The sequence below is a fragment of the Kitasatospora sp. MAP12-44 genome, assembly GCF_029892095.1.
In the GTDB taxonomy this organism is placed as follows: Bacteria; Actinomycetota; Actinomycetes; order Streptomycetales; family Streptomycetaceae; genus Kitasatospora.
This window is the reverse complement of record NZ_JARZAE010000004.1, coordinates 7,673,368-7,695,343: the sequence shown is the minus strand read 5'-3', so window position 1 is coordinate 7,695,343 and position 21,976 is coordinate 7,673,368. Positions and strand designations below refer to the sequence as shown.

Annotated in this window: 20 protein-coding genes; 7 read left to right on the top strand and 13 right to left on the bottom strand. The window is 73.7% G+C overall.

All coding sequences use genetic code 11. The features are described 5' to 3' along the window. Positions 1-56: 56 nt before the first annotated feature. Both P3T34_RS35065 and P3T34_RS35060 read right to left on the bottom strand, forming a co-directional pair. On the bottom strand, positions 57-722 hold the full coding sequence (locus tag P3T34_RS35065) for a DedA family protein (RefSeq protein WP_280670146.1): 666 nt from the start codon (positions 720-722) through the stop codon (positions 57-59). A 120-nt stretch (positions 723-842) separates the two neighbouring features. Then, positions 843-1,631, bottom strand: coding sequence for a fused MFS/spermidine synthase (locus tag P3T34_RS35060; protein WP_280672574.1), 789 nt, complete (start codon positions 1,629-1,631; stop codon positions 843-845). Between the two features lie 276 nt (positions 1,632-1,907). On the opposite strand from P3T34_RS35060, the gene P3T34_RS35055 reads away from it, so the two are divergent. Then, positions 1,908-2,867, top strand: a complete 960-nt coding sequence (locus P3T34_RS35055; protein ID WP_280670144.1) for an alpha/beta hydrolase — start codon at positions 1,908-1,910, stop codon at positions 2,865-2,867. A 1-nt stretch (position 2,868) separates the two neighbouring features. On the opposite strand, the gene P3T34_RS35050 is transcribed toward P3T34_RS35055, so the two are convergent. From P3T34_RS35050 to P3T34_RS35030, 5 genes are all read right to left on the bottom strand, one after another. After that, positions 2,869-3,993, bottom strand: coding sequence for an AI-2E family transporter (locus P3T34_RS35050; protein WP_280670143.1), 1,125 nt, complete (start codon positions 3,991-3,993; stop codon positions 2,869-2,871). 75 nt (positions 3,994-4,068) lie between these two features. Next, a complete protein-coding gene (locus P3T34_RS35045; protein WP_280670141.1) occupies positions 4,069-4,803 on the bottom strand; it encodes a crosslink repair DNA glycosylase YcaQ family protein in 735 nt (244 codons plus the stop codon). Further along, positions 4,803-5,519, bottom strand: a complete 717-nt coding sequence (locus P3T34_RS35040; RefSeq protein ID WP_280670139.1) for a glycerophosphodiester phosphodiesterase — start codon at positions 5,517-5,519, stop codon at positions 4,803-4,805. The genes P3T34_RS35045 and P3T34_RS35040 overlap by 1 nt, the downstream gene beginning before the upstream one ends. 14 nt (positions 5,520-5,533) lie before the next feature. Continuing rightward, positions 5,534-5,950 (bottom strand): helix-turn-helix transcriptional regulator, encoded by a 417-nt coding sequence (locus tag P3T34_RS35035; protein WP_280670137.1) that lies wholly within the window; start codon positions 5,948-5,950, stop codon positions 5,534-5,536. Between the two features lie 108 nt (positions 5,951-6,058). Beyond that, positions 6,059-7,249: an ROK family transcriptional regulator gene (locus tag P3T34_RS35030; RefSeq protein ID WP_280670135.1), complete on the bottom strand. Its 1,191-nt coding sequence runs from the start codon at positions 7,247-7,249 to the stop codon at positions 6,059-6,061. 55 nt (positions 7,250-7,304) lie between these two features. Here P3T34_RS35030 and P3T34_RS35025 point away from each other — a divergent pair, with 55 nt between their 5' ends. Both P3T34_RS35025 and P3T34_RS35020 read left to right on the top strand, forming a co-directional pair. Then, a complete protein-coding gene (locus P3T34_RS35025; RefSeq protein WP_280670133.1) occupies positions 7,305-8,489 on the top strand; it encodes an MFS transporter in 1,185 nt (394 codons plus the stop codon). Positions 8,490-8,509: 20 nt separating this feature from the next. Beyond that, positions 8,510-9,169 carry a TVP38/TMEM64 family protein gene (locus P3T34_RS35020; protein WP_280670131.1) on the top strand — a complete coding sequence of 220 codons (660 nt, stop codon included), beginning with the start codon at positions 8,510-8,512 and terminating at the stop codon, positions 9,167-9,169. A 14-nt stretch (positions 9,170-9,183) separates the two neighbouring features. Here P3T34_RS35020 and P3T34_RS35015 read toward each other — a convergent pair whose 3' ends face one another. After that, positions 9,184-9,918 carry an SDR family oxidoreductase gene (locus tag P3T34_RS35015; protein ID WP_280670130.1) on the bottom strand — a complete coding sequence of 245 codons (735 nt, stop codon included), beginning with the start codon at positions 9,916-9,918 and terminating at the stop codon, positions 9,184-9,186. A 112-nt stretch (positions 9,919-10,030) separates the two neighbouring features. Here P3T34_RS35015 and P3T34_RS35010 point away from each other — a divergent pair, with 112 nt between their 5' ends. The 4 genes from P3T34_RS35010 to P3T34_RS34995 all read left to right on the top strand — a co-directional run bounded on the left by P3T34_RS35010 (position 10,031) and on the right by P3T34_RS34995 (position 13,405). Next, positions 10,031-10,549 (top strand): DinB family protein, encoded by a 519-nt coding sequence (locus tag P3T34_RS35010; protein ID WP_280670126.1) that lies wholly within the window; start codon positions 10,031-10,033, stop codon positions 10,547-10,549. Between the two features lie 249 nt (positions 10,550-10,798). After that, the gene (locus P3T34_RS35005) at positions 10,799-11,191 is read left to right on the top strand and encodes a cell division protein SepF (RefSeq protein WP_280670124.1); all 393 of its coding nucleotides are present in this window, start codon (positions 10,799-10,801) and stop codon (positions 11,189-11,191) included. A 130-nt stretch (positions 11,192-11,321) separates the two neighbouring features. Further along, positions 11,322-11,876: a helix-turn-helix domain-containing protein gene (locus P3T34_RS35000; RefSeq protein WP_280670122.1), complete on the top strand. Its 555-nt coding sequence runs from the start codon at positions 11,322-11,324 to the stop codon at positions 11,874-11,876. After that, entirely contained in the window at positions 11,873-13,405 is a 1,533-nt protein-coding gene (locus tag P3T34_RS34995) for an MFS transporter (RefSeq protein WP_280670121.1), read from the top strand. The genes P3T34_RS35000 and P3T34_RS34995 overlap by 4 nt, the downstream gene beginning before the upstream one ends. Positions 13,406-13,476: 71 nt before the next feature. On the opposite strand, the gene P3T34_RS34990 is transcribed toward P3T34_RS34995, so the two are convergent. From P3T34_RS34990 to P3T34_RS34970, 5 genes are all read right to left on the bottom strand, one after another. Continuing rightward, positions 13,477-16,074 (bottom strand): SpoIIE family protein phosphatase, encoded by a 2,598-nt coding sequence (locus P3T34_RS34990; RefSeq protein ID WP_280670119.1) that lies wholly within the window; start codon positions 16,072-16,074, stop codon positions 13,477-13,479. Positions 16,075-16,345: 271 nt separating this feature from the next. Next, positions 16,346-16,960, bottom strand: coding sequence for a TetR/AcrR family transcriptional regulator (locus P3T34_RS34985; RefSeq protein ID WP_280670117.1), 615 nt, complete (start codon positions 16,958-16,960; stop codon positions 16,346-16,348). Positions 16,961-17,076: 116 nt separating this feature from the next. Continuing rightward, positions 17,077-18,657 (bottom strand): AMP-binding protein, encoded by a 1,581-nt coding sequence (locus P3T34_RS34980; RefSeq protein ID WP_280670115.1) that lies wholly within the window; start codon positions 18,655-18,657, stop codon positions 17,077-17,079. A gap of 113 nt (positions 18,658-18,770) precedes the next feature. Continuing rightward, positions 18,771-19,952: an acyl-CoA dehydrogenase gene (locus P3T34_RS34975; protein ID WP_280670113.1), complete on the bottom strand. Its 1,182-nt coding sequence runs from the start codon at positions 19,950-19,952 to the stop codon at positions 18,771-18,773. A 67-nt stretch (positions 19,953-20,019) separates the two neighbouring features. Continuing rightward, on the bottom strand, positions 20,020-21,963 hold the full coding sequence (locus P3T34_RS34970; RefSeq protein ID WP_280670111.1) for a biotin carboxylase N-terminal domain-containing protein: 1,944 nt from the start codon (positions 21,961-21,963) through the stop codon (positions 20,020-20,022). Positions 21,964-21,976: the final 13 nt, after the last annotated feature.

Sequence of the window (21,976 nt, the reverse complement as noted above, 5' to 3'; positions counted from 1 at the left end):
GTCTCGCCGGCCGTGCCAGGCACTGCTCCTACGGCGATCCTACGCGTGACGCTGCGTCACTCCGCGACGGGGAGCGGGCTCTGCTGGGCCGGCTCAGCCGGTTCGGCAGCAGGCTGCTCGGCGTGCATCCGGGCCGCCCGGCGCTTGAGCACCAGGCCCGAGGCCGCTCCGGCGACCACCGCGAGCGCCAGCGCGATCCAGGAGAAGTTCTGCAGGTACTTCTCCACCACCTTGCCCAGGTAGTAGACCGCGGTCGTCGTGCCACCCGCCCAGATCACGCCGCCGAGCACATTGGCGATCAGGAACTTCCAGTACGGCATCCGCAGCGCGCCCGCCAGCGGTCCGGCGAAGATCCGCAGCAGCGCGATGAACCGGCCGAAGAAGACCGCCCACATCCCCCACTTCTGGAACGCCTTCTCCGCGGTCACCAGATGGTCGGGGCCGAAGTGCTTGGGGAACCTGCGCCCGAGCTTCTCGAAGAGCGGCTTTCCGCCCTTGCGCCCGATGGAATAGCCGATCGAGTCTCCGATGACCGCGCCGGCCACCGCGCAGACCCCGACCAGGACCGGGTTGACCGTCCCATTGGACGCCATCACCCCAGCGGTGACCAGCGCGATCTCACCGGGCAGCGGGATGCCGACGCTCTCGACCCCGATGATCAGGCCGACGAGCACGTATACCGCCAGCGGCGGGACGCTCTGGATCCACGCGTCGATGTGCAAGGCCGTGATACCTCCGGAAACGGACGGGCGCGAAGAAGGCAGCCTAACGCGCTGCCCCTCCCACCAACGCTTTACCCGTCCTTTAGGTTCCAGCCTCAGCCTCTCACCGGACAGCCGGGCTCAGCCGATGCTGAACGCGCCGGCCGGTGGTGCGGGCGAGGGCCGGGCCGAGGCGTCCGTCACCGGGCGCGCGCCGCGGACCAGCCGGGCCAGCTCGTCGCCCGCCACCAGTCGGGCCGGGAACGGGTCGGCGGCCAGCCGGCGACTCAGCGCCTCGACCGGCAGCGGCCGGTCGGATCCCACCAGCAGGACGTTGCCGAAGCGCCGCCCGCGCAGCACGGACGGCTCGGCGACCAGGCAGGTCTGCGGAAAGACCGCGCGCACCGTGGCCGCCTGCGCCTTGGCGAACTCCAGCGGCGCGCCGTCCGCCAGGTTCGCCGCGTAGCAGCCGCCGGGGCGCAGCGCGGCGGCCGCCAGGGTGACGAACTCGACGGAGGTCAAGTGCGCGGGGGTGCGCGAGCCGTGGAACACGTCGGCGACCAGCAGGTCCACCGCCCCCGGCGCGGCGGCGGCCAGCGCCTCACGCGCGTCACCGACCGCGACGCTGATGTCCTGGCCCGGCCACGGCAGCACCTGCTCGACCAGCTCCATCAGCGGACCGTCCAGCTCGACCACCCGCTGCCGCGACCCGGGCCGGGTGGCGGCGAGGTAGCGGGGCAGCGTGAGCGCGCCGCCGCCCAGGTGCAGCGCGTCCAGGGCCTGCCCCTCGGGCGCCAGCGCGTCGGCGAGGTGGCCGATCCGGCGGGTGTACTCGAACTCCAGCCGGGTCGGGTCCCCGAGGTCCACGTACGACTGCGGCGTGCCGTCCAGCGTCAGCAGCCAGCCGCCCGGGCAGTCCAGGTCGGGCATCAGCTTCGCCGTCCCGAGCGCGACCTCGCGCAGCACCGGCACCGGCTCGGACGCCGGCTCGGACGCCGGCTCCTGCGGCCGGTCAGTCACCGCAGACCCGACACGCGGCACTGACCTGGGCTGCAACGGATTTTCTCAGCATGTCGGCAGCATAGGGGCCGGAGTCCGGAGCAGGCACGGCGCACCCAGCGCGGTTACCGCCCGGTATCGTCTGTCCCCTGGATCGGTGGCCCTGCCTGCGGCAGGTCGGAGCAGAGATTGGATGCGGGAGCAGACATGGAGTTCCGCGAAGACGTCCTGGGCACCCCGTACGAGGCGGCCGAGCTGCCGCTGGCCGACGACGAGGAGGGTGCCGTCAGCGCGACGCTGGTCCGACGACTGGTCCCCGGCTCCCAGCGGGCGGTGCTCTACCTGCACGGCTACACCGACTACTTCTTCCAGACCAACCTCGCCGACCACTTCGCCGCGGCCGGCTTCTCCTTCTACGCCCTGGACCTGCGCAAGTACGGGCGCTCGCTGCGCTCCCACCAGTCCCCCAACTTCGTCCGCGACCTGGCGGCCTACGACGAGGAGCTCGACGAGGCGGTCCGGATCATCCGGGAGCAGGACGGCCACACCCAGCTGCTGGTCAACGGGCACTCCACCGGCGGTCTGGTGGCCTCCCTGTGGGCCTCGCGGCGGGCCGGGCGCGGTCTGCTGGACGGCCTCTTCCTCAACAGCCCGTTCCTCGCGATGCCCACCAGCCCCGCGCTGCGCACCCTGGGCGCGCCCGCCGTCGGAGCCCTGGGCCGGCTGGCCGCCACCCGCAAGCTGCCCGCGCCGCTCAACCCGCACTACGTGCACAGCCTGCACAGCGACCACCGGGGCAGCTGGGACTTCGACCTCGCGCTCAAGCCCGCCGAGGGCTTCCCGCTGTACGCCGGCTGGCTGGCCGCCATCCAGCGCGGCCACCGCCAGGTGCGGCGCGGCCTGCACGTCGACGTCCCCGTCCTGCTGATGGCCTCCACCGCCAGCATTGTGACCAACAAGTGGGACCCCGCGATGCATCACCGCGACGCCGTCCTGCGCGCCGACGACATCGCCGCCCTCGCCCCCCGCCTGGGACCCCACGTCACCACCATCCGCATCGAGGGCGGCATGCACGACCTGGTGCTCTCCGGCGAGCAGGCCCGCACCCAGGTCTTCGCCGAGCTGGACCGCTGGATCGAGGCGTACTTCCCGGCGCCGCCCGCCTGATTCAGGGGTGTGAACGGGCCGGCGTGCGCAGTGGGCGGCCGCGTAGGACGGAGAGGATGCCGAGGGCGGCCGCGCAGAGTGGGACGGCGAGCAGGGCGCCGATGATGCCGGCGACGCCGGCGCCCGCCACCACGGCGATCATGATGGTGGCGGGGTGGAGTTCGACGGTCCGGCTCTGGATCATCGGCTGCAGGACGTTGCCCTCGATCAGCTGGACCGCCAGCACCATGCCCAGCGTCCACAGCGCCTTGCTCAGCCCGCCGTCCGCGAGCGCCACCAGCACCGCGACCGTTCCGGACAGGAAGGCGCCGACGAACGGGATGAACGCGCCGAGGAAGACCAGCGCGCCCAGCCCGGCCGCGCCGGGCACGCCCAGGATCACCAGGCCCACCGTGATGAAGGTGGCGTCGATCAGGGCGATCAGGGTGGTGCCGCGCATATAGCCGGCCATCGCGCCGAAGGCCCGCTGTCCGCAGGCGACGATGGTCTCGGCCGGCCCGGCGGGCAGCGTCGAGCGGACCAGGTCGCCGCTGCGGTGGCCGTCGCGCAGGAAGAGGAAGACCAGGGCGAGCGAGAGCACGGCGCCGGTGACCAGTTGGACGGCGATGCCGAGACCGGAGAGCACGCCGCTGGCCAGTGAGCCGGCCAGCGAGCCGGCGGCCGAGTTCCCGTAGTCGGCCGACTGGGCCAGGGCGTGCTGGAGCTTGGCGCCCACCGGGCCGAGCCAGTCGGCGAGCTGATCGCCCGCCTGCTTCAGCGACTCGGCGATCTGCGGGGCGCTGTGCACCAGGGAGTTGGTGAGCAGCGCCAGCACTCCGCAGACCACCGTCACCAGCACCGCGCAGGTCAGCCCGGCCGCCGCACCGCGCCCCAGCCCCCGGCGGACCAGCCAGGGCATCACGGGTTGCAGCAGCGCGGTGCCGAGCAACGCCACGAGCAGCGGGATGGTCGCGGCGCGCAGCGCGACGAAGGCGTAGACGACCAGCCCGGCGACAGTGATGAAGAGGATCACCACGACCGACCACGCGGCGGCGCCGCGCACCGGTGGCGGCAGCCACTCGTACGGCCTGCGGCGGTCCTCGCCCGGCCCGCCCGCCGACCCCTCGGGGGTGGGCTGCGCCGACATCCCGTCACCTCCACCACCGGTTTCGACTGATCCATCTCACCATAGGATCTAACGAAATGTCCGATATGGGGATGGCTAGCGGTCGGCGGTGACGGCGACCTCGCGGGACTCGCCGGGCGCCGCCGCGAAGTCCAGCAGTCGCTCGGCCTCCGCCTCGGCCGCGGCCCGCGTCCGGGGGGCGAGGGCGGTGAACAGGCGCAGCCGCAGCCGGGTCGTCCCGCGCTCGGCGGCCAGTTGCCAACTGCCCGCGACCAGGCCGTCGACCAGCAGGGTGCCCAGCACGATGCCGTTCTGCGTCATCACGCGCGTCCGGTAGTCCTGCGGCAGCACCCGGGTGCGGTCGGCGTGTGAGAGCAGCAGGTTGTCGAATGGGGCGACCAGGCGCACCGGGACCGGGGTGCCGGGGTCCGGGCGCGGGGCGTCGGGGAGGTCGTAGAGGGTGCGGCCGTGCTCGTCCCGGAGCCCGGTGAGCCGCTTGCCGTAGGCGCCGCGCAGGGCCTGGTCCAGGACGGGTTGCAGCAGCGGACGCAGCGTCAGCGCGTCCTCGGCGGTGACCAGGTGGATGGTGCCGCGCTGCAGGCCGATCCGGACCACCCGCCGCTGTTCGAGCAGCTCGCTCAGCTGCTCGGGGCGGAAGGTCCGCAGCCGGGACCAGAGGCCGAAGTACGGCGGGTCCACCGCCTGGGCCTGCAGCCCGACCAGGTACTCGACCAGCGCCTCGGGGGTCGTGTCGGCCGGCTCCAGCAGGTGCTGACGGGCCAGCAGGGCGCGGTTCAGCGCCCGCCCGTCGAGCACCCGCGGCTGGGGCATCAGCGGCGCTCGGCGTCGATCACCGAGCGCAGCAGGCCGATCCGGTTGGAGGTCATCGAGGCGACCCCGGCCTGCAGCATCCGGCGCATGGTGCGGCGCAGGTCCACCGTCCATACGCTGACCGCCAGGCCCTCGTCCCGGGCGCGCTCGACCAGGGCGCGGTCCACCAGGCCGAACGGCGGGTTGAGGTAGTGCGGGCGCAGCGCGTCAAGCAGCGGGCGGGCCGGCAGGTCGGGCTGCTTCCAGGTGAGCGCGATCGGCACCTGCGCGGCGACCTCGCGCACCGCGAGCATCGCCCCGGCCGGGCCGCAGAACAGCACCCGGTCCTCGGCACCCAGGTCGCTGACGGCCCGCCAGGCGGCGGCCGCCGGGCCGGGTTCGTCCAGGTCGATCATCAGCTTGGCGACCGGGGTCTCGGTCACCAGCTTGAGCGCCTCGGTGAGCAGCGGCACCCGCTGGCCGCCCTCGAAGCGCCGCGCGTCGAGCTGGGCGGCTGTCAACGCGCCGACCGGCCGCTCGAGTTCCCAGAGCCGGGTGAGCATCCGGTCGTGCAGCAGGACGGGGACGCCGTCGCGGGTGAGCTGGACGTCGACCTCCACCGCGTCGGCTCCGGCGGCGAGCGCGGCGGCGATGGCGGGCAGGGTGTTCTCGCGGTGGCGGTACGGGTCGCCGCGGTGGGCGACCGCGAGGGGGCGCGACGCACTCGACGTACTCAAGGCACTCATCGGACTCAACCCCGTTCGATCATCACATTGGTCGACTTGATCACCGCGGTCGCCCGGACCCCCGGCACCAGGCCGAGCTCCTCGGCCGACTCCCGGCTGATCAGCGACACCACCCGGAACGGCCCCGCCTGCACCTCCACCTGCGCGGCGACATCGCCCAGCACCACATGCGTGACGATGCCGGGGAACCGGTTGCGTGCCGAGGAGGGGCGGCCCTCGGCCTCCGCCGCGCCCGGCTTGGCGAGTTCCCGGGCGAAGGCCGCCAGCCGATCGCCCGGGATGATCCGGTGGCCGTGGTCGTCCCGCTCCGCCTCGACCCGCCCGGCGTCGACCCAGCGGCGCATGGTGTCGGTGCTGACACCGAGCATGGCCGCGGCCTCACCGATGCGGTAGTGGTTGACCGACCGGTCCGGCTGCCCCATGGTGCTCCCCTGCGTTCTCGTCCGACCGGGTTCTCGTCCGACCGGTTCTCGTCCGACCGTCGGGCCATCCTCTCGCATCCCGTCGCCCTTTCCCGCACCAGGACGGGCTCAGCGCCCGCCGAAGAGGTCGCGGCAGACCGCGTCGGAGGCCGTCAGTACCGCGCCGCTGAGCACCGCGCCGCCGCCGGCCGTCCCGGCCCGCACTTCGGTGCGCAGCGGCGAGAGTTCGGCCAACCGGGCGGCGACCCGGTCGGCCAGCGCCGCGCCGCCGGCCCGGCCCACCTCACCGCCCAGCACCAGGCAGCCCGGGTCGAGGATCACGCAGACCCCGGCCGCGCCCAGCGCCACCCGGCCGGCCAGCGCGTCCAGGAACGGCCCGCCCCGCTCGCCCGCCGCGACGGCCGCCAGCACCACGGCCTCGGCGGCCGACGCGTCGTCACCGCCGGCGGGAGGCTGGAGGCCGTGCTCGCGGGCCAGCGCGCAGACCGCCGCGCTGCCGGCCAGGCTGTGGAAGCCTCCCTCGCACGCGGTCGCGCTGGGCAGGCCGCCGGTGCCCGGCACCGGCAGGAAGGCGATCTCGCCGGTGCCGCCGGAGAAGCCGCGCCGCAGCCGGCCGTCCAGCAGCACGGCGGCGCCCACACCGTGGCCGAGCCAGAGCAGCACGAAGGTGTCCCGGTCGGTGGCGGCGCCGATCCGGTGCTCGGCGATCCCGGCCAGGTTGACCTCGTTCTCCAGGAGCACCTCGCCGGGCAGCCCGGTGCGCAGCGCCTCGACCAGTTCGGCATGCCAACCCGGCAGCGAGCTGGGCGAGTTGAGTGCTCCGGTGGCCGGGTCGACCAGACCGGGCGCACCGACGGCGACGGTGTGCAGCTCGCGCACGCCGACCTCGCGCGCGGTCTCCAGCAGCCGCTCCAGCACCTGCTGGGCCAGGTCGGCGGGCGGGTCGGCGGGGTCCACGGCCAGCGCGGCGGTGGCGAGCGTGCGGCCGGCCAGGTCGGCGACGGCGAGCGTGACGCCGGCGGTGCGCAGGTCGATCCCGGCGAGCTGCGCGCGGTCGTAGCGCAGCCCGTACACCCGGGCGTTGGGCCCGCGGCGCTGCTCGCCGCGCTCGCCGACGACCGCCACCAGGCCGCCGCGCTGGAGCCGTTCCAGCAGGTCGGAGACGGTGGGGCGGGAGAGGCCGGTGAGGGTGTGCAGTTCGGTGGCGGTCAGCGAGCCGTGGCTGAGCAGCAGCTCCAGGGCCAGCCGGTCGTTGATCGCACGGGCGGTGCTGGGGGTGGCCGTGCGTGCGGTGGTCATGGGCGGATCCTGCCAGATCTATCTATTAGGTTTCCTTCCTGATAATTTAACGGCCATGCCGAGCCCCTCCGCTTCACCGCGCCGTTCACCGCGCCGTTCACCGCGCCCTTCACTGCGTCGGTCGCGGATCGCCGTCGCGCTGGTGTTCGCCGTGCACGGGGCGGTCGCGGGCAGCTTCGCCACCCGGATCCCGGCCATCCAGCGCCAGTTGCAGCTGAGCCCGGGCCAACTCGGCCTCGCCCTGGTGATGCCGGCCATCGGCGCGACCCTCGCGATGCCGCTGGCCGGACGCGTCACCCACCGGCTCGGCACCCGAACCGCCCTGCGGCTGCTGCTCGCGCTCTACTGCCTGGCGCTCGCGCTGCCCGCCGCGATGCCCGGCCTGCCCGCGCTCTGCCTGGCCCTGCTGTTCTTCGGGGCGACCGCCGGTATGGCCGACGTCGCGATGAATGCCGAGGGCGTGGGGGTCGAGCAGCGGGTCGGCCGCTCGATCATGTCGGGGCTGCACGGCCTGTGGAGCGCGGGCGGCCTGGTCGCCGCGGGCTTCGGCGCGCTGGCGGCCCGTCAGCAACTGGCGGCCCGCAGCCACCTCCTGCTGGCCTCGGCGGCGCTGCTGGTGCTCGGGCAGCTGGTCTGCCGCGACGTGTCGGACGTCCGCGCCGAGCCCGAGGCAGCGGCGCCACCGCGGTTCGCGCTGCCGCCGCGCTCGGCGCTGGCGATCGGCCTGGTCGGGTTCTGCGCGGTCTTCGCCGAGGGCGCCGGGGCGGACTGGTCCGGCGTCTACCTGCGCGACGTCACCGGCGCGGCGGCCGGGACGGCGGCGACGGCGTACACGGCCTTCGCGTTCACCATGGCCGCGGCGCGGCTGGCCGGGGACGCGGTGGTGCGCCGGCTCGGCCCGGTGCGCACCGTACGTCTGGGCGGGGCGGTCGCCGCGCTCGGCGGACTGCTGGTGGTCACCGGCCGGACGCCGGCCCTGGCCGTCCCCGGCTTCGCCCTGCTCGGCATCGGCATCGCGGTGGTCGTGCCACTGGCCTTCGCCGCCGCGGGCCATCGCGGCCCCAACCCCGGCGCGGCCATCGCGGGCGTGGCCACCGTCACCTACACCTCGGGCCTGGTCGCCCCCGCCGTGGTCGGCGCCGTCGCCCAGGCCAGCTCGCTGCCCGCCTCGTTCGCGCTGGTCACGGCACTGGCGGCCACCCTGACCCTGACCGCAGGCGCCCTGCGCCCGGCCGGCTAGCGGTGGCCTACTCTCGTGTGGTGCCCCTGCTGACGTCCCTCACCACCGCCCTGCGCTCCCCCTGGGCGCGGCTCGCCCTGCTGGCGCTGATCCTGGCGGGCGCCGCGGCCTCGGTGCTGTTCTGGGACCCGCGGCACCCGTCCGCCGCCGTGCCCGGTGCCTGGCGGGCGCCGCTCTTCGCGCTGCTCTTCGCCCTGGGGACGCTGGCGTTCGTGCCCAAGCCCGCGCTCAACGTGGCGGCCGGGGTGCTGTTCGGGGCGGAGCGCGGCCTGCCGCTCGCGGTGCTCGGCACCACGCTGGGCGCCGCCCTCGCCTTCGGCCTGGGCCGCGGGCTCGGCCGCGAGGCGGTGCGCCCGCTGCTCCGCGGCAAGCTGCTGACCGGCCTGGACCGCCAGCTCACCGAGCGGGGCTTTCGCAGCGTGCTGCTGCTACGGCTGGTCCCGGGCGTGCCGTTCCAGGCCGCGAACCTGGGCGCGGCCTTCTCGGGCGTACGGCTGCGCCCGTTCCTGGCCGCCACCGGGCTGGGTGTGCTGCCGGGCACCGCGGCCTACGTGGTGGCCGGGTCGGCCGCCGGCTCGCCCGGCTCGCCGGCCTTCCTCGCCTCCACGGCGGTGATCGTCCTGATGGGCGCAGTGAGCCTGGCCGCCCTCTGGCGCTCCCGCGCAGCCCGCACCGCCTAGCAGCTAGTTCTGGCTCACAGCCCGCCGGAGATCCGCAGGTTGGCGCCGGTCGCGTAGGCCGCGTCCGGGGAGAGCAGCCAGGCCACCGCGGAGGCGATCTCCGCGGGCTCGCCGGCTCGGCGCAGCGGGATGCCCGGGGCCAGCCGGGTCGGGCGGTCGGCGTCGCCCATGTCGCGGTGCATCTCGGTGTTGGTGAGCCCGGGCGAGACGGTGTTGACCCGGATCCCGGCCGGGCCGAGCTCCTTGGCCAGCCCGACGGTGAGCGCGTCGGTGGCGGCCTTGGTCGCCGCGTAGTGCACGTACTCGCCGGGGCTGCCCAGGGTGGCGGCGGCCGAGGAGATGTTGACGATGGCGCCGCCACGCGTGAAGTCCCGTGCGGCGCGCCGGGCGCAGAGCACGTAGCCGATCAGGTTGACGTCCACCACGCGGCGCAGGTCCTCGGCGCGCAGCTCGGTGATCGGGGCCAGCGGTCCGGTCACCCCGGCGTTGTTGACCAGGTTGGCGACCGGGCCGAGTTGCTCGGCGGCGGTGTCGAAGAGCCGGTCGACGTCGGCCTCCAGCGCGGTGTCCAGCTGGACGGTGACCGCCCGCGCGCCGAGCGCCCGGGCGTCCTCGGCCACCTGCTCGGCGGAGCCGGCGTCCCGCAGGTAGCCGACCGCCAGGTCGTGGCCGTCCGCCGCGAGCCGTCGGCAGACCGCAGCGCCGATCCCGCGGCTCCCGCCGGTGACGATGGTGACGGGACGTGGCATGAGGGTGCTCCCAGGGTCGGATCGGCGGTACCGACAGCAGCCTAGACCGACAGCTCTTTGCCACCGCAAATCCCCTCGCCCGCAGGGCCCTTCTGGCGCAAAGATGGTCGGCATGACGAATCCTGCGCCCGATCCCCGGGTCGACCCGCCGCTCGCCGCCGACGAGACCACCATGCTGATCGCCTGGCTGGACTACCACCGCGAGACCCTCGCCCTCAAGTGCGCCGACCTGACGGACGAACAGCTGCGCCGGCGCTCGGTGGCGCCCTCCTCGCTGAGCCTGCTCGGCCTGGTGCGCCACATGACCGAGGTGGAGCGCTACTGGTTCCAGACCATCCTGCTCGGCAGCGAGCTCCCCGACCTCTACTGGACCGAGGAGGACGAGGACGGGGACTTCAACCAGGTCGACACCGCCGACCCCGTCGAGGCCCTGCGCATCTGGCGCGCCGAGATCGAGAGCTCCGACCGGACGATCCAGGGGCTGCCGTTGGAGACCGTGGCCAAGGCGGAGCGGCGCGGACGGCATGTGACGCTCCGCTGGATCCTGGTCCACCTGATCGAGGAGTACGCGCGGCACAACGGCCACGCCGACCTGCTGCGCGAGGTCGTGGACGGCCGCACCGGCCAGTGACGCCACGTCAACCCAGCAGCACTCGGGCGCCAGTTGGCCTGTACGCGCAACCGGCCGTCCGCCGGTGACGTCCGATCAGGGTGGGGACGGCGTGTGCCACTGGCACACGCCACAAACCCGAACGGCGTGCCCGGGCGGGCGCCGCAGGGGTGATCAGTGCGATACTCGGACAGTTCCGGCGAGTGGATGGCGCGTCAGATGGCCGCGCGACTCCCGGGACCAGACGGGGACAGGACAGGGAGGCGCGGCATGGGAGCACTTCGCGACGAGCACCACAACGGGTGGCTGATGCCCTCCGGCAACTACCCGGCCGCCGTGCAAGAGGATCCCTGGGCGATCGCGGACGCGACCCCCACCATCCCGCAGGTGGCGAAGATCGTCTCGCTGAAGCCGACCGGCTTCGAGTCCGCCCGGGCGGTCGGTGAGCACGTCCGGGCCGGGAACCCGGTGGTGATGGACGTGACCGAGATGGACGACGCCGAGGCCAAGCGCATGGTCGACTTCGCCTCCGGCCTGGTCTTCGGCACCTACGGCGGCATCGAGCGGATCGCCCGCCGGGTCTTCCTCCTCACGCCGGCCGAGGTCGAGGTCACGGTGATCGACCGGCCGCTCGACGAGAGCGGCTTCTACAACCAGAGCTGAGAGCTCCAGGGTCCGGGTAGGGGCTCCGACCGGAGGTGGCAATCGCCGCCTCCGGTTTTTTGCCGCCTTCAAATGGAGACGGAGAATCTCATATGAGACATCAATGTCTCATATGAGCTATCATCTTTTCATGGCTATTGATCGCGACTCGGTCCTCAAGGCGGCTGTCGGTGTCCTCTCCCGGCAGCCGACGGCCCACCTGGACGAGATCGCCCGGGCGGCCGGAATCAGCCGCGCCACGCTGCACCGGATCTTCCCGGGACGCGACGCGCTGATCCGCGAGGTCGGCCTGCTGGGCCTGCGCAAGTACAACGCCGCGCTGGACACCGCCACCATCGAGGTCGGCGACGCGCAAGCCGCGCTGCGCCGGCTCGCCGAGATCCTGGTCCCCGACGCCGCGCTCTGCGCCTTCCTGGCGGGCGAGAACCAGCTCTTCGACGATCCCGAGCTCTGCGCCCTCTGGGAGGACCAGGACGCCCGGGTCCGCGGGCTCTTCCTGCGCGGTCAGCAGGAGGGGGTCTTCCGGATCGAGCTGTCCGCGAGCTGGCTCAGCGAGGCCTTCTTCGACCTGCTGGCCGGCGTCGGATGGGCCGTCCAGGACGGCCGACTGGCCCCACGCGACAGTGCCTTCGCCCTCATCGAGCTCTTCCTCGGCGGAGCTCTCAGGAGACCTTCCACCCCATGAGTACCACCGCTCTGCGCACCACCCCTCTGCACAGCCCCGACAACCGCCGCTGGATCGGCCTGGGCGTCCTGGTCCTCGGCATCGTGCTGGTCGCCATCGACGCGACCGTCCTCGTCCTGGCGATCCCCTCGATCACCGAGACCCTGCACCCCAGCAGCACCCAGCTGCTCTGGATCGGCGACGTCTACTCCTTCGTCCTGGCCGGACTGCTGGTCAGCATGGGCTCGTTGAGCGACCGGATCGGGCGCAAGAAGCTGCTGCTGCTCGGCACCGCCGCCTTCGGCGCGGCCTCCCTGGTGGCCGCCTACGCCCCCGGTCCCGGCTGGCTGATCGCCGCCCGGGCGCTGCTCGGCGTGGCCGGCGCGACGATCATGCCGTCCACTCTGTCGCTGATCCGCTCGCTCTTCCCGGACGCCCGCGAGCGCGGCACCGCTATCGGCATCTGGGGCGCCGCGGCCACCGCCGGCGCGGCCGCCGGGCCGCTGGTCGGCGGGCTGCTCCTGGAGCACTTCTGGTGGGGCTCGGTCTTCCTGCTCAACCTGCCGGTGATGGTGCTGCTGCTGGTGCTCGGCGGCTGGCTGCTGCCCGAGTCGCGGGACCCCAAGCCGGGCCGCTGGGACGTGGCGAGCGTGCTGCTGTCGATGGCCGGCGTGATCGCGGTGGTCTACGCGGTCAAGGAAGCGGCGGCACACGGCGTGGACCGCTGGGACGTGCCGACCGCCGCGGTGCTCGGCAGCCTCGCGCTCGTGGTCTTCGTACGGCGCCAACTGCGGCTGGCCACACCGCTGCTGGACGTGCGGCTGTTCGCCGACCGGCGCTTCACCGCGGCCATCGTGGGCGCGCTGGTGGCGCTGATCGGGCTGGCCGGGGTGGTCTTCTTCATCTCGCAGTACCTGCAACTGGTGCGCGGTTACTCGCCGCTCAAGGCCGGGCTGGCCGAGATGCCGGCCTTCGCCGGGGCCGTGCTGGCCTCGATGCTCTGCGCCCGGTTCGCCCGCCGGGCCGGCGCCCGGACCGCGCTGGTGGGCGGGCTGCTGGCGATGGGCCTGGCGATGGGCGTCCTGGGCTGGCTGCGGCAGGACACCGCCTACCTGCTGCTGGCGGCGGTCTTCACGGTGCTCGGTGCCGGCGAGGGGCTGGTCTACACGCTCTCGGCGGACCTGGTGCTGACCGCCGCGCCCGAGCAGAAGTCGGGCGCGGCGTCGGCCGTCTCGGAGACCGCCTACGAGCTCGGCACCGCGCTGGGCATCGCGCTCTTCGGCTCGGTGCTGACCGCGGTCTACGCGGGCGGCATCCCGATGGACGCCGGGGTCGCCCCGCAGCTCGCCACCCAGGCCCGCGAGTCGCTGGGCGGCGCGGCGGAGGTCGCCGCCGCGCTGCCCGCCGGGGTCGGCGAGGGACTGCTGCAGCAGGCCCGGGACTCTTTCGTGCACGGGTTGGGCGTCGCCGCGATGCTGGCCGCCGGGCTGCTGATCGCGGGCGCGGCGCTGGCCTGGTTCCTGCTGCGCGAGCGGCCCAAGGCGGCGTAGCCGGGGCTGATGCCGGTGCCGGGGCTGGTGCCGCTGCCGGGGCTGGTCGTCAGCGGCGCCGGCGCCGGTCGTCAGCTGCCGAGCGGGAGTTCCAGTTCGGCCCAGACCACCTTGCCGTCCTTGAGCGGACGGCTGCCCCAGCGGTGGGCCAGTTCGTTGATCAGGTGCATCCCGCGGCCGCCCTCGTCCTCGGAGCCGAACGGGCGCAGCCGGGGGGCCTGCCCGGCGGAGTCGGCGACCTCCATGGTCAGCGCGCGGTCGCGGAAGAGCCGCAGCCGGCGCGGCTCCCCCGCGTGCACGAGTGCGTTGGTGACCAGTTCGCTGACCAGCAGTTCGGCGAACTCCGCGAGCGGGTTCAGGCCCCAGGCGGCGAGGGTCGCGCGGGTGAAGCGGCGGGCCAGCGCGGGCGCCCGGCGCTCGTCGCTGAGCACCAGGGTGGCGATCCGGTCGCCCGGCACCGGCAGCGCCCGCGCCATGATCATCGCTATGTCGTCCTCGGAACCGCCGCGCACCAGCGTGGAGACCACCGCGTCGCAGTGCGCCTCCAGCGTGCGGCCGCGCTCGGCCAGGGTGCGGCGCAGCTCGTCGATGCCCTGGTCGATGTCCTGGCCGCGGCGCTCCACCAGGCCGTCGGTGTAGAGCGCGAGGATGCCGCCCTCGGGCAGCGTGAACTCGACGTTCTCGAACGCCACCCCGCCGACCCCCAGCGGCACGCCCGCCGGCGGGGTGAGCACCCGCGCGGTGCCGTCCGCGTCCATCACCACCGGCGGCAGGTGGCCGGCGCTGGAGAGCGTGCAGCTGCGGTCCACCGGGTCGTAGACCGCGACGACGCAGGTGGCGAACTGGCCCTCGCCGATGCCGTTGGCGGTCTCGTCCAGACGGGTGAGCACCTGGGCGGGCGCCATGTCGAGGGTGGCCAGGGTGCGCGCGACGGTGCGCAGCTGGCCCATCGTGGCGGCCGCCCGGATGCCGTGGCCCATCACGTCGCCGACCACCAGGGCGACCCGCCCGCAGGAGAGCGGGACGACGTCGAACCAGTCGCCGCCGACCTCGCTGACCACGCTGCTGGGCAGGTAGCGGTAGGCGATCTCCAGGCCGAGGGTGCGGTGGATCTCCTGCGGCAGCAGGCTGCGCTGCAGGGTCAGCGCGGTCTCCCGCTCGCGGCGGTAGAGCCGGGCGTTGTCCATGCAGACGGCGGTGCGGGCCACCAGCTCCTCGGCGAGCGAGACGTCGGCGTCGCTGAACGGCTCTGGGTTGCGCATCCGGACGAACTCGGCGCCGCCGAGCACCTTGCCGCGGGCCATCAGCGGCACCAGCAAGTACGAGTGGACGCCCGCCTCGATCGCCGGGGCGACCCGCTCCGGCTTGGCCGCCAGCTTGCGCAGCGTCGGCTCGTCCATATGGGGGATGACCAGCGCGCGCCCGCTGCGCAGGGTCCGGGTGTACATCCGGTGCGAGTCGAAGGCGGTGGTCTCGCCGACCTGGTCGGCCAGCATCGACACGCCCGACTCGTACGCCTCGCCCGAGGCCACCGCGCGCAGCCGAACGCCCTGGTCCGGCGCGAGCAGTCCGGGCTCCTCGCCCTGCAGCACCGGGTCGAGCAGGTCGACGGTGGAGAAGTCGGCGAACCGCGGGACCACCGCCTCGACCAGCTCCTCGGCGGTGCGTTTGAGGTCCAGGGTGGTGCCGATCCGGGCGGTGGCGGCGGCCAGCATCGCCAGCCGCTCCTGGGCCCGGGAGGCGCGGGCCTCGGCCTGGAAGCGGGCGGTGACGTCGATGATCGAGGAGCTGACGCCGAGCACTCGGCCTGTCGGGTCCTCCAGCCGGAAGTAGGAGGCCGACCAGGCCCGGTCGCGGCGCGGGTCGCCGGGGGTGCGGCCGTGCGAGCGGGCGTCCACCACCGGCACGCCGGAGGCCAGCACCTTGCGCATCACCGCCTCTATCTCGCTGCCGTTGAGCCCGGGCAGCACGGCGTCGATCCGCCGGCCGAGGTGGTCCTCGACGCGCAGCCCGTTGATCCGGGCCAGCGCCTCGTTGAGCCGCACGAAGCGCATCTCGGTGTCGTAGACCGCCATGCCGATCGGGGACTGGGTGAAGAAGCCGTCCAGCACGGCGAGGTCCGCCTCGACCTGGCGCAGCGCCCGGACGTCCGAGCCGGTGGCGAGCACCAGCGGCCGGCCGTCCGGGCCCTCGATGCCGTAGGTGCGGAACTCCAGCTCGACCTCGTGGCCGTCGCGGTGGCGGACCGGGAAGACACCGGACCAGCGGCGGCCGGCCATGATGCGCTGGTAGAGCCCGAGCACCTCGGCCCGGTGGTTCTCGCCGACCAGCATGGGCGCGGCGAACTTGCCGATGATGTCGTCGGCGCTCCAGCCGAGCAGGCGCTCCGCGTCCTCGCTCCAGTGCAGGACGCGCCCGTCGGCGTCCAGCAGGGCGGTGGCGAGCGGGACCAGGCGGTGGCCGTCCAGGCGGGCCGGGGTGATGTCGGGCGGCTCGACGGCGCGCGGCCCGGCGGCATGCGGCTCGACGGAGACGTTCGGGAATGGCTCAGCGGCAGCGACGGACGGCTCGGCGGCGGCGGACCGGTCGTCCGGCCGGCCGTCCAGCCGGTCCCGCTCTTCGGTTCTCTGCTCCCCCTCGGTCGGGGGGCCGGAGTCTGGTGCGTGCATTGGTCTGGAAACCACCCAGGCGGCTCGTTCCCGGTCACGGGGGCCCTGGCCGGGCCCCCGGTACTAGCTGTACTTCTCTGATGAGCTGAACTTCCTGCTGCTGTACTTCCCTGCTGTGGGCTTCTCAGACTCAGACTGCCCGGACATCGGCACCGCGGCGACCGCTCGACAGAACGAGTAGGAGGGGAAGTTACCGCAAAGCCTCCCGTACGGCAGTGCTTCGACCAAACCTGTGGGTCTGGCGGGAGTGCGGGGACGTGTTCGGGGAGCGTCAGCGGGCGGACTGTGCCAGCGCGTCGTCCAGCAGGCGGGCCCACTGGCGGACCACGCCGGACCGGCGGGCGCCGTCGTCGGTGAGCAGATTGGCCAGACCCAGGCCGCGGGCCAGATCCATGGTGGCCTGGACGCTCTCGCGCACGCCCGGGGTGCCCTCGTCCGCGCCGAGGAACTCGACGGCGGCGCGGTGCGACTCGCGGCCGACCCGGTTCTCCAGCGCGACGATCCGCTCACGCAGCGGCTCCTCGGTCGCGGCGGCCACCCACAGTTGCAGGGCCGCGCGGAAGAGCGGGCCGGTGTAGAGCCGGACGATCAGGTCGACCACCGCCTCGGTGCGGGCCGGGCCGGGCGGCGGCAGCTCGCCGGTGTCGGCGCGGACGGCGGCCAGCCGCTCGACCGTGACGTGTTCGACGGCGGCCGTGAAGAGGTCCTCGCGGGTCGGGAAGTGGTGCTGCGCGGCGCCCCGGGTGACGCCGGCGCGTTCGGCCACCACGGCGACGGTGCTGCCGTTCCAGCCCAGCTCGGCCAGGCACTCCACGGCCGCCTCCAGCAGCCGGCGGCGGGTGGCGCGACTGCGGTCCTGCTGGGGGGTGCGGGCGGCGGTGGTCATCGGCGGTGCGCTCCGGAGTAGTGCGGGGTCTGTCCGGGTCCTCGACCCGGCCACCGTGATCCTCGCAGACGGTGACCGGGGCGGTTGGCGGGTGTGCTGGTCAGCGGGTGAGCTGGTCAGCGGGCGCGCAGCTCGCGGCGCAGGATCTTGCCGGCGGCCGACTTGGGCACGGCGTCCAGGAATTCCACCGCGCGGACCTTCTTGTACGGCGCGACCCGGCCCGCCACGAACTCCATCACCTCGGCCTCGGTGATCCCGCTGCCGGGGCTGCGCACCACGAAGGCCTTCGGCCGCTCGGTGCCGTCCTCGTCGGTGACCCCGATCACCGCCGCGTCCACCACCTGCGGGTGGGTCAGCAGCAGCGCCTCCAGCTCGGCGGGGGCCACCTGGTAGCCCTTGTACTTGATCAACTCCTTGACCCGGTCGACCACATGGAGGTATCCGCGCTCGTCGACCCGTCCGACGTCCCCGGTGTGCAGCCAGCCGTCGGGGTCGATCATCGCGTCGGTCTCGCTCTGGCGACCGAAGTAGCCCTTCATCACCTGCGGTCCGCGGAACAGGAGTTCGCCCGTCTCGCCGACCCCGAGGTCGTCGTCCGAGCCGTCCAGCGCGGCCACCCGCATCTCGGTGGACGCGATCAGCTTGCCGACCGTGCCGGGCGGGGAGTCGGTGTCCTCCAGCGGCACCAGGTGGGTGACCGGGGAGAGTTCGGTCATCCCGTAGCCCTGGCGGACGGTGTCCAGGCCCAGCCGGGCGGCGCAGGCCGCCGCGAGCGCGGCGTCCAGCGGCGCGGCGGCGCTCAGCACATAGCGCACCGAGGAGAGGTCGAAGCTGTCGACCAGCGGGTGCTTGGCCAGCGCCAGCACGATCGGCGGGGCGACGAAGAGGCCCTCGACGCGATGGTCCTGCACGGTCCGCAGGAACTGCTCCAGGTCGAAGCGCGGCAGCACCACCACCGTGCAGCCGGAACGCAGTTGGCGGTTGAGGAGGCTGGTCATGCCGTAGATGTGAAAGAACGGGAGGATCGCTATGATTCGCTCGCCCGGCTCGGGGTGGTGCAGGCCGTCGACCTGCGCGAGGTTGGTGGCGATCGAGCGGTGGGTGAGCATCACGCCCTTGGGCAGGCCGGTGGTGCCGCTGGAGTACGGCAGCACCGCGACGTCGCTGGCCGGGTCGAAGGCCACCTCCGGTGCGGGACCGGTGCAGGCCAGCAGGTCGGCGAGGGAGCGCTCCGGCCGATCCGGTCCGCCGTCGCAGACGATGATCTCGCGCAGCTCGATGCCGTCCTTGGCCAACTCCTCGGCGGCGGCGAGCGAGACGGGGAGCAGGGCGGAGACGGTGATGATCCAGCGCGCACCGCTGTCGCGCAGCTGCCCGGCCAACTCCCCCGGGGTGGCGAGCGAGCTGACCGTCGTCACGGTGGCGCCGGCCCGGCTACAGCCGTAGAAGGCGAGCGGGAAGGCGATCGAGTTGGGGCTGTGCAGCGCCACCACGTCACCCTTGCGCACCCCGGCCTCGGCCAGGCCGGCCGCCACCCGGCCGACGGAGGCTGCGAGTTGGGTGTAGCTCAGGCTCTCGCCGGTCAGCCCGTCGATCAGCGCGGGGGTGTCGCCGAACCGGGCGGCCCCACCGAGCACCGCCTCGTGGATCGGCAGGTCGAGGACGGGCACGTCGGGGTACTCACTGCGGAACACCATCGGGACTCCTGCGAGGTGGGCGAATGGTTGCCGACCGGTCTGTACCAGAGGCGGTACGCGCCGGATGCCCGGGTTGGTACCCACCGGCTCCGGCGCGCACGCCCCCGCAGCGCTCAGTACGAGCGCGGGAGCCCCAGGGTGTGCTGGGCCACGTAGTTGAGGATCATCTCGCGGCTGACCGGGGCGACCCGGCCGACCCGGGTGGCGGCGATCAGCGCGGCCAGCCCGTACTCCTGGGTGAGGCCGTTGCCGCCCAGGGTCTGCACGGCTTGGTCGACGGTGCGGGTGGCGGCCTCGCCGGAGGCGTACTTGGCCATGTTGGCGGCCTCGCCGGCGCCCTGGTCGTCGCCGGCGTCGTAGAGGTGGGCGGCCTTGAACATCATCAGGCGGGCGAGTTCGATCTCGATGGCGCACTGCGCCAGCGGGTGCGCCAGACCCTGGTGGGCGCCGATGGGGTTGTCCCAGACGGTGCGCGTCTTGGCGTACTCCACCGCGGTGTTGAGAGCCTGGCGGGCGACACCGAGGGAGAAGGCGGCGGTCATCACGCGCTCGGGGTTGAGGCCGGCGAAGAGCTGCAGCAGCCCGGCGTTCTCGTCGCCGACCAGGGCGTCCGCCGGCAGCCGGACGTCGTCCAGGAAGACCTGGAACTGCCGCTCGGGCGAGATGAGTTCCATCGGGATCGGGCGGTACTCGAAGCCCGGGGTCTGGCGCGGGACGATGAACAGGGCCGGCTTGAGCTTGCCGGTGCGGGCGTCCGCGGTCCGGCCGACCACCAGTACGGCGTCCGAGCCGTCGATGCCGGAGATGAAGACCTTGCGGCCGTTCAACACCCAGTCCCCGCCATCGCGGTGGGCGACGGTGGAGAGCCGGTGCGAGTTGGAGCCGGCCTCGGGCTCGGTGATGGCGAAGGCCATCCGGCGGGTGCCGTCGGCGAGTCCGGGCAGCCACTGCTGCTTCTGCGCGTCGGTTCCGAAGCGGGCGATGATCGTGCCGCAGATCGCCGGGGAGACCACCAGCATCAGCAACGGGCAGCCCACCGTGCCGAGTTCCTCCAGCACGATGGCCAGGTCGACGACCCCGCCGCCGCCACCGCCGTACTCCTCCGGGAGGTTGACCCCGAGGTAGCCCAACTTGCCTGCCTCGCGCCAGAGTTCGTCGGTCTGCTCACCCGCTCGGGCCTTGGCGAGGAAGTAGGCGGAGCCGTAGCGGCGACCCAGGTCTCCGACCGCCTGGCGCAGTGCGATGCGCTCGGGCGTCTCGATCAGCGGGTTCTCGGTGGTGCGCGGTGCGGACATGTCCGGTCCTCCCGGGCTTGAAGGGGCTTGGCTGGTACGGGGATTGGCTGGCGTGCGGGTTCGGGGACTACTGCGGGTCGGCCGCCTCGACGACGGCGAGGACGGCGCCCAGCTCGACCTGCTGGCCGGCCACCGCGCGCAGTTCGGTGAGCGTGCCGTCCAGCGGGGCGACCACCTGGTGCTCCATCTTCATCGCCTCCAGCCAGAGCAGCGGGCGTCCGGCCGTGACGCGGTCGCCGACGGCTGCCGCCAGCCGGACCACGGTGCCCGGCATCGGCGCGAGCAGGGCGCCGGGGGTGCGCTGCTCCTGCGGCTGCGGGAAGCGCGGCAGGACGGTCAGTGCGACGGCGCCGGCCGCCCGGTCCACGTGCACGGTGTCGCCGTAGTCGGCCACCCGCAGGGTGTGGCGCAGGCCGTCCAGCTCCAGCACCACCTGCTGCGGCTCGGCGCTCAGCAACCGCACGCCCGGGTGGCCCTCGGCCCGCAGGCCATCCCGGGTCAACCGGTAGCGGACCTCCAACTCGCTGCCGTCGGCGGCCAGATAGCGCTTGACCTGGGGCTGCGAGGGCAGGTTGCGCCAGCCCGAGGGCAGCGCGCCCGGGTGCGCCGAGGCGTCCGCGAGGGCGGCGGCCAGCGCGGCGAGCGACAGCAGCTGCTTGTCCTGCGGCGCCGCCAGCAGATCGGCGGCGTGCTCGGTGAGGAAGCCGGTGTGCACCCGGCCGGCCAGGAACGCCGGGTGGCGCAGCGCGCGCACCAGCAACTCCCGGTTGGTGACGAGTCCGTGGATCCGGGCCTGGGCCAGCGCGGCGGACAGCCGGCGGGCGGCGGCGGCCCGGGTGGGCGCCCAGGCGATCACCTTGGCGAGCATCGCGTCGTAGTGGATGCCCACTGCCGAGCCGTCGGCGACTCCGGAGTCGACCCGCAACCCGGTTGGCGCCTCGCCCGGTTCGAAGCGTATGCCGTCCAGCTGGAAGCGCCGCAGGGTGCCGGTCTGCGGCTGCCAGTCCTGCGCCGGGTCCTCGGCGTAGAGGCGGGCCTCGATCGCGTGACCGCGTACCGGCGGCGGTGTGGCGCGAAGCAACCCGCCCTCTGCGACCTCGAGTTGCAGGGCCACCAGGTCGAGCCCGGTGACGCACTCGGTGACCGGGTGCTCCACCTGGAGGCGGGTGTTCATCTCCAGGAAGAAGAACCGCCCGTCCGGGGCGAGCAGGAACTCCACGGTGCCGGCGCCGGTGTAGCCGATCGCGCGGGCCACTGCCGTTGCGGCGTCGCAGAGTTGGGCGCGCAGGGTGTCGTCCAGGCCGGGCGCCGGGGCCTCCTCCAGCACCTTCTGGTGGCGCCGCTGGAGCGAGCAGTCGCGCTCGCCGAGCGCCCAGACCGTGCCGTGCGCGTCCGCGAGCACCTGGACCTCGACATGCCGGCCGGTGGGCAGGTACGGCTCGCAGAACACCTCGCCGGAGCCGAAGGCGGCTGCCGCCTCGGCCTGCGCCGCCGCCAACTCGCCCGGCAGATCCGACAGTTCGCGCACCACTCGCATACCTCGCCCGCCGCCGCCGGCCGCCGCCTTCACCAGCAGCGGCAGGTCCGCCTCGGTGGCCTCGGCCGGGTCGACGGCGCCCAGCACCGGGACCCCGGCCGCCGACATCAGCCGCTTGGCCGCGGTCTTGGAGCCCATCGCGGCCATCGCCTGCGGCGGTGGGCCGACCCAGGTCAGCCCCGCGTCCAGCACCGCCTGTGCGAACGCCGGGTCCTCGGAGAGGAAGCCGTAGCCCGGGTGGACGGCGTCCGCGCCCGCCTCCAGCGCGGCCCGGACCAGCAGGTCCGCCCGCAGGTAGGTGTCCGCGGGCGCCGCGCCCGGCAGTCGGACGGCGGTGTCGGCCTCGCGGACGTGGAGGGCGTCCGCGTCCGGGTCCGAGTACACCGCCACCGTGGCGATGCCGAGGTCGCGGCAGGTCCGCAGGACCCGCCTGGCGATCTCCGCCCGGTTGGCGACCAGCAGGGTTGTGATCATCCGTTGCTCCCTC

What these genes read in the sequence shown, in the direction of transcription:
- P3T34_RS35035 (WP_280670137.1), bottom strand. Translation starts at nt 5,950, where the DNA reads ATGGGGCAGCCGGACCGGTCGGTCAACCACTACCGCATCGGTGAGGCC.
- P3T34_RS34980 (WP_280670115.1), bottom strand. Translation starts at nt 18,657, where the DNA reads ATGGTGTTCCGCAGTGAGTACCCCGACGTGCCCGTCCTCGACCTGCCG.
- P3T34_RS34975 (WP_280670113.1), bottom strand. Translation starts at nt 19,952, where the DNA reads ATGTCCGCACCGCGCACCACCGAGAACCCGCTGATCGAGACGCCCGAG.
- P3T34_RS34985 (WP_280670117.1), bottom strand. Translation starts at nt 16,960, where the DNA reads ATGACCACCGCCGCCCGCACCCCCCAGCAGGACCGCAGTCGCGCCACC.
- P3T34_RS35005 (WP_280670124.1), top strand. Translation starts at nt 10,799, where the DNA reads ATGGGAGCACTTCGCGACGAGCACCACAACGGGTGGCTGATGCCCTCC.
- P3T34_RS34970 (WP_280670111.1), bottom strand. Translation starts at nt 21,963, where the DNA reads ATGATCACAACCCTGCTGGTCGCCAACCGGGCGGAGATCGCCAGGCGG.
- P3T34_RS35015 (WP_280670130.1), bottom strand. Translation starts at nt 9,918, where the DNA reads ATGCCACGTCCCGTCACCATCGTCACCGGCGGGAGCCGCGGGATCGGC.
- P3T34_RS35045 (WP_280670141.1), bottom strand. Translation starts at nt 4,803, where the DNA reads ATGCCCCAGCCGCGGGTGCTCGACGGGCGGGCGCTGAACCGCGCCCTG.
- P3T34_RS34990 (WP_280670119.1), bottom strand. Translation starts at nt 16,074, where the DNA reads ATGCACGCACCAGACTCCGGCCCCCCGACCGAGGGGGAGCAGAGAACC.
- P3T34_RS35050 (WP_280670143.1), bottom strand. Translation starts at nt 3,993, where the DNA reads ATGTCGGCGCAGCCCACCCCCGAGGGGTCGGCGGGCGGGCCGGGCGAG.
- P3T34_RS35060 (WP_280672574.1), bottom strand. Translation starts at nt 1,631, where the DNA reads ATGCCCGACCTGGACTGCCCGGGCGGCTGGCTGCTGACGCTGGACGGC.
- P3T34_RS35025 (WP_280670133.1), top strand. Translation starts at nt 7,305, where the DNA reads ATGCCGAGCCCCTCCGCTTCACCGCGCCGTTCACCGCGCCGTTCACCG.
- P3T34_RS35000 (WP_280670122.1), top strand. Translation starts at nt 11,322, where the DNA reads ATGGCTATTGATCGCGACTCGGTCCTCAAGGCGGCTGTCGGTGTCCTC.
- P3T34_RS35030 (WP_280670135.1), bottom strand. Translation starts at nt 7,249, where the DNA reads ATGACCACCGCACGCACGGCCACCCCCAGCACCGCCCGTGCGATCAAC.
- P3T34_RS35055 (WP_280670144.1), top strand. Translation starts at nt 1,908, where the DNA reads ATGGAGTTCCGCGAAGACGTCCTGGGCACCCCGTACGAGGCGGCCGAG.
- P3T34_RS35010 (WP_280670126.1), top strand. Translation starts at nt 10,031, where the DNA reads ATGACGAATCCTGCGCCCGATCCCCGGGTCGACCCGCCGCTCGCCGCC.
- P3T34_RS34995 (WP_280670121.1), top strand. Translation starts at nt 11,873, where the DNA reads ATGAGTACCACCGCTCTGCGCACCACCCCTCTGCACAGCCCCGACAAC.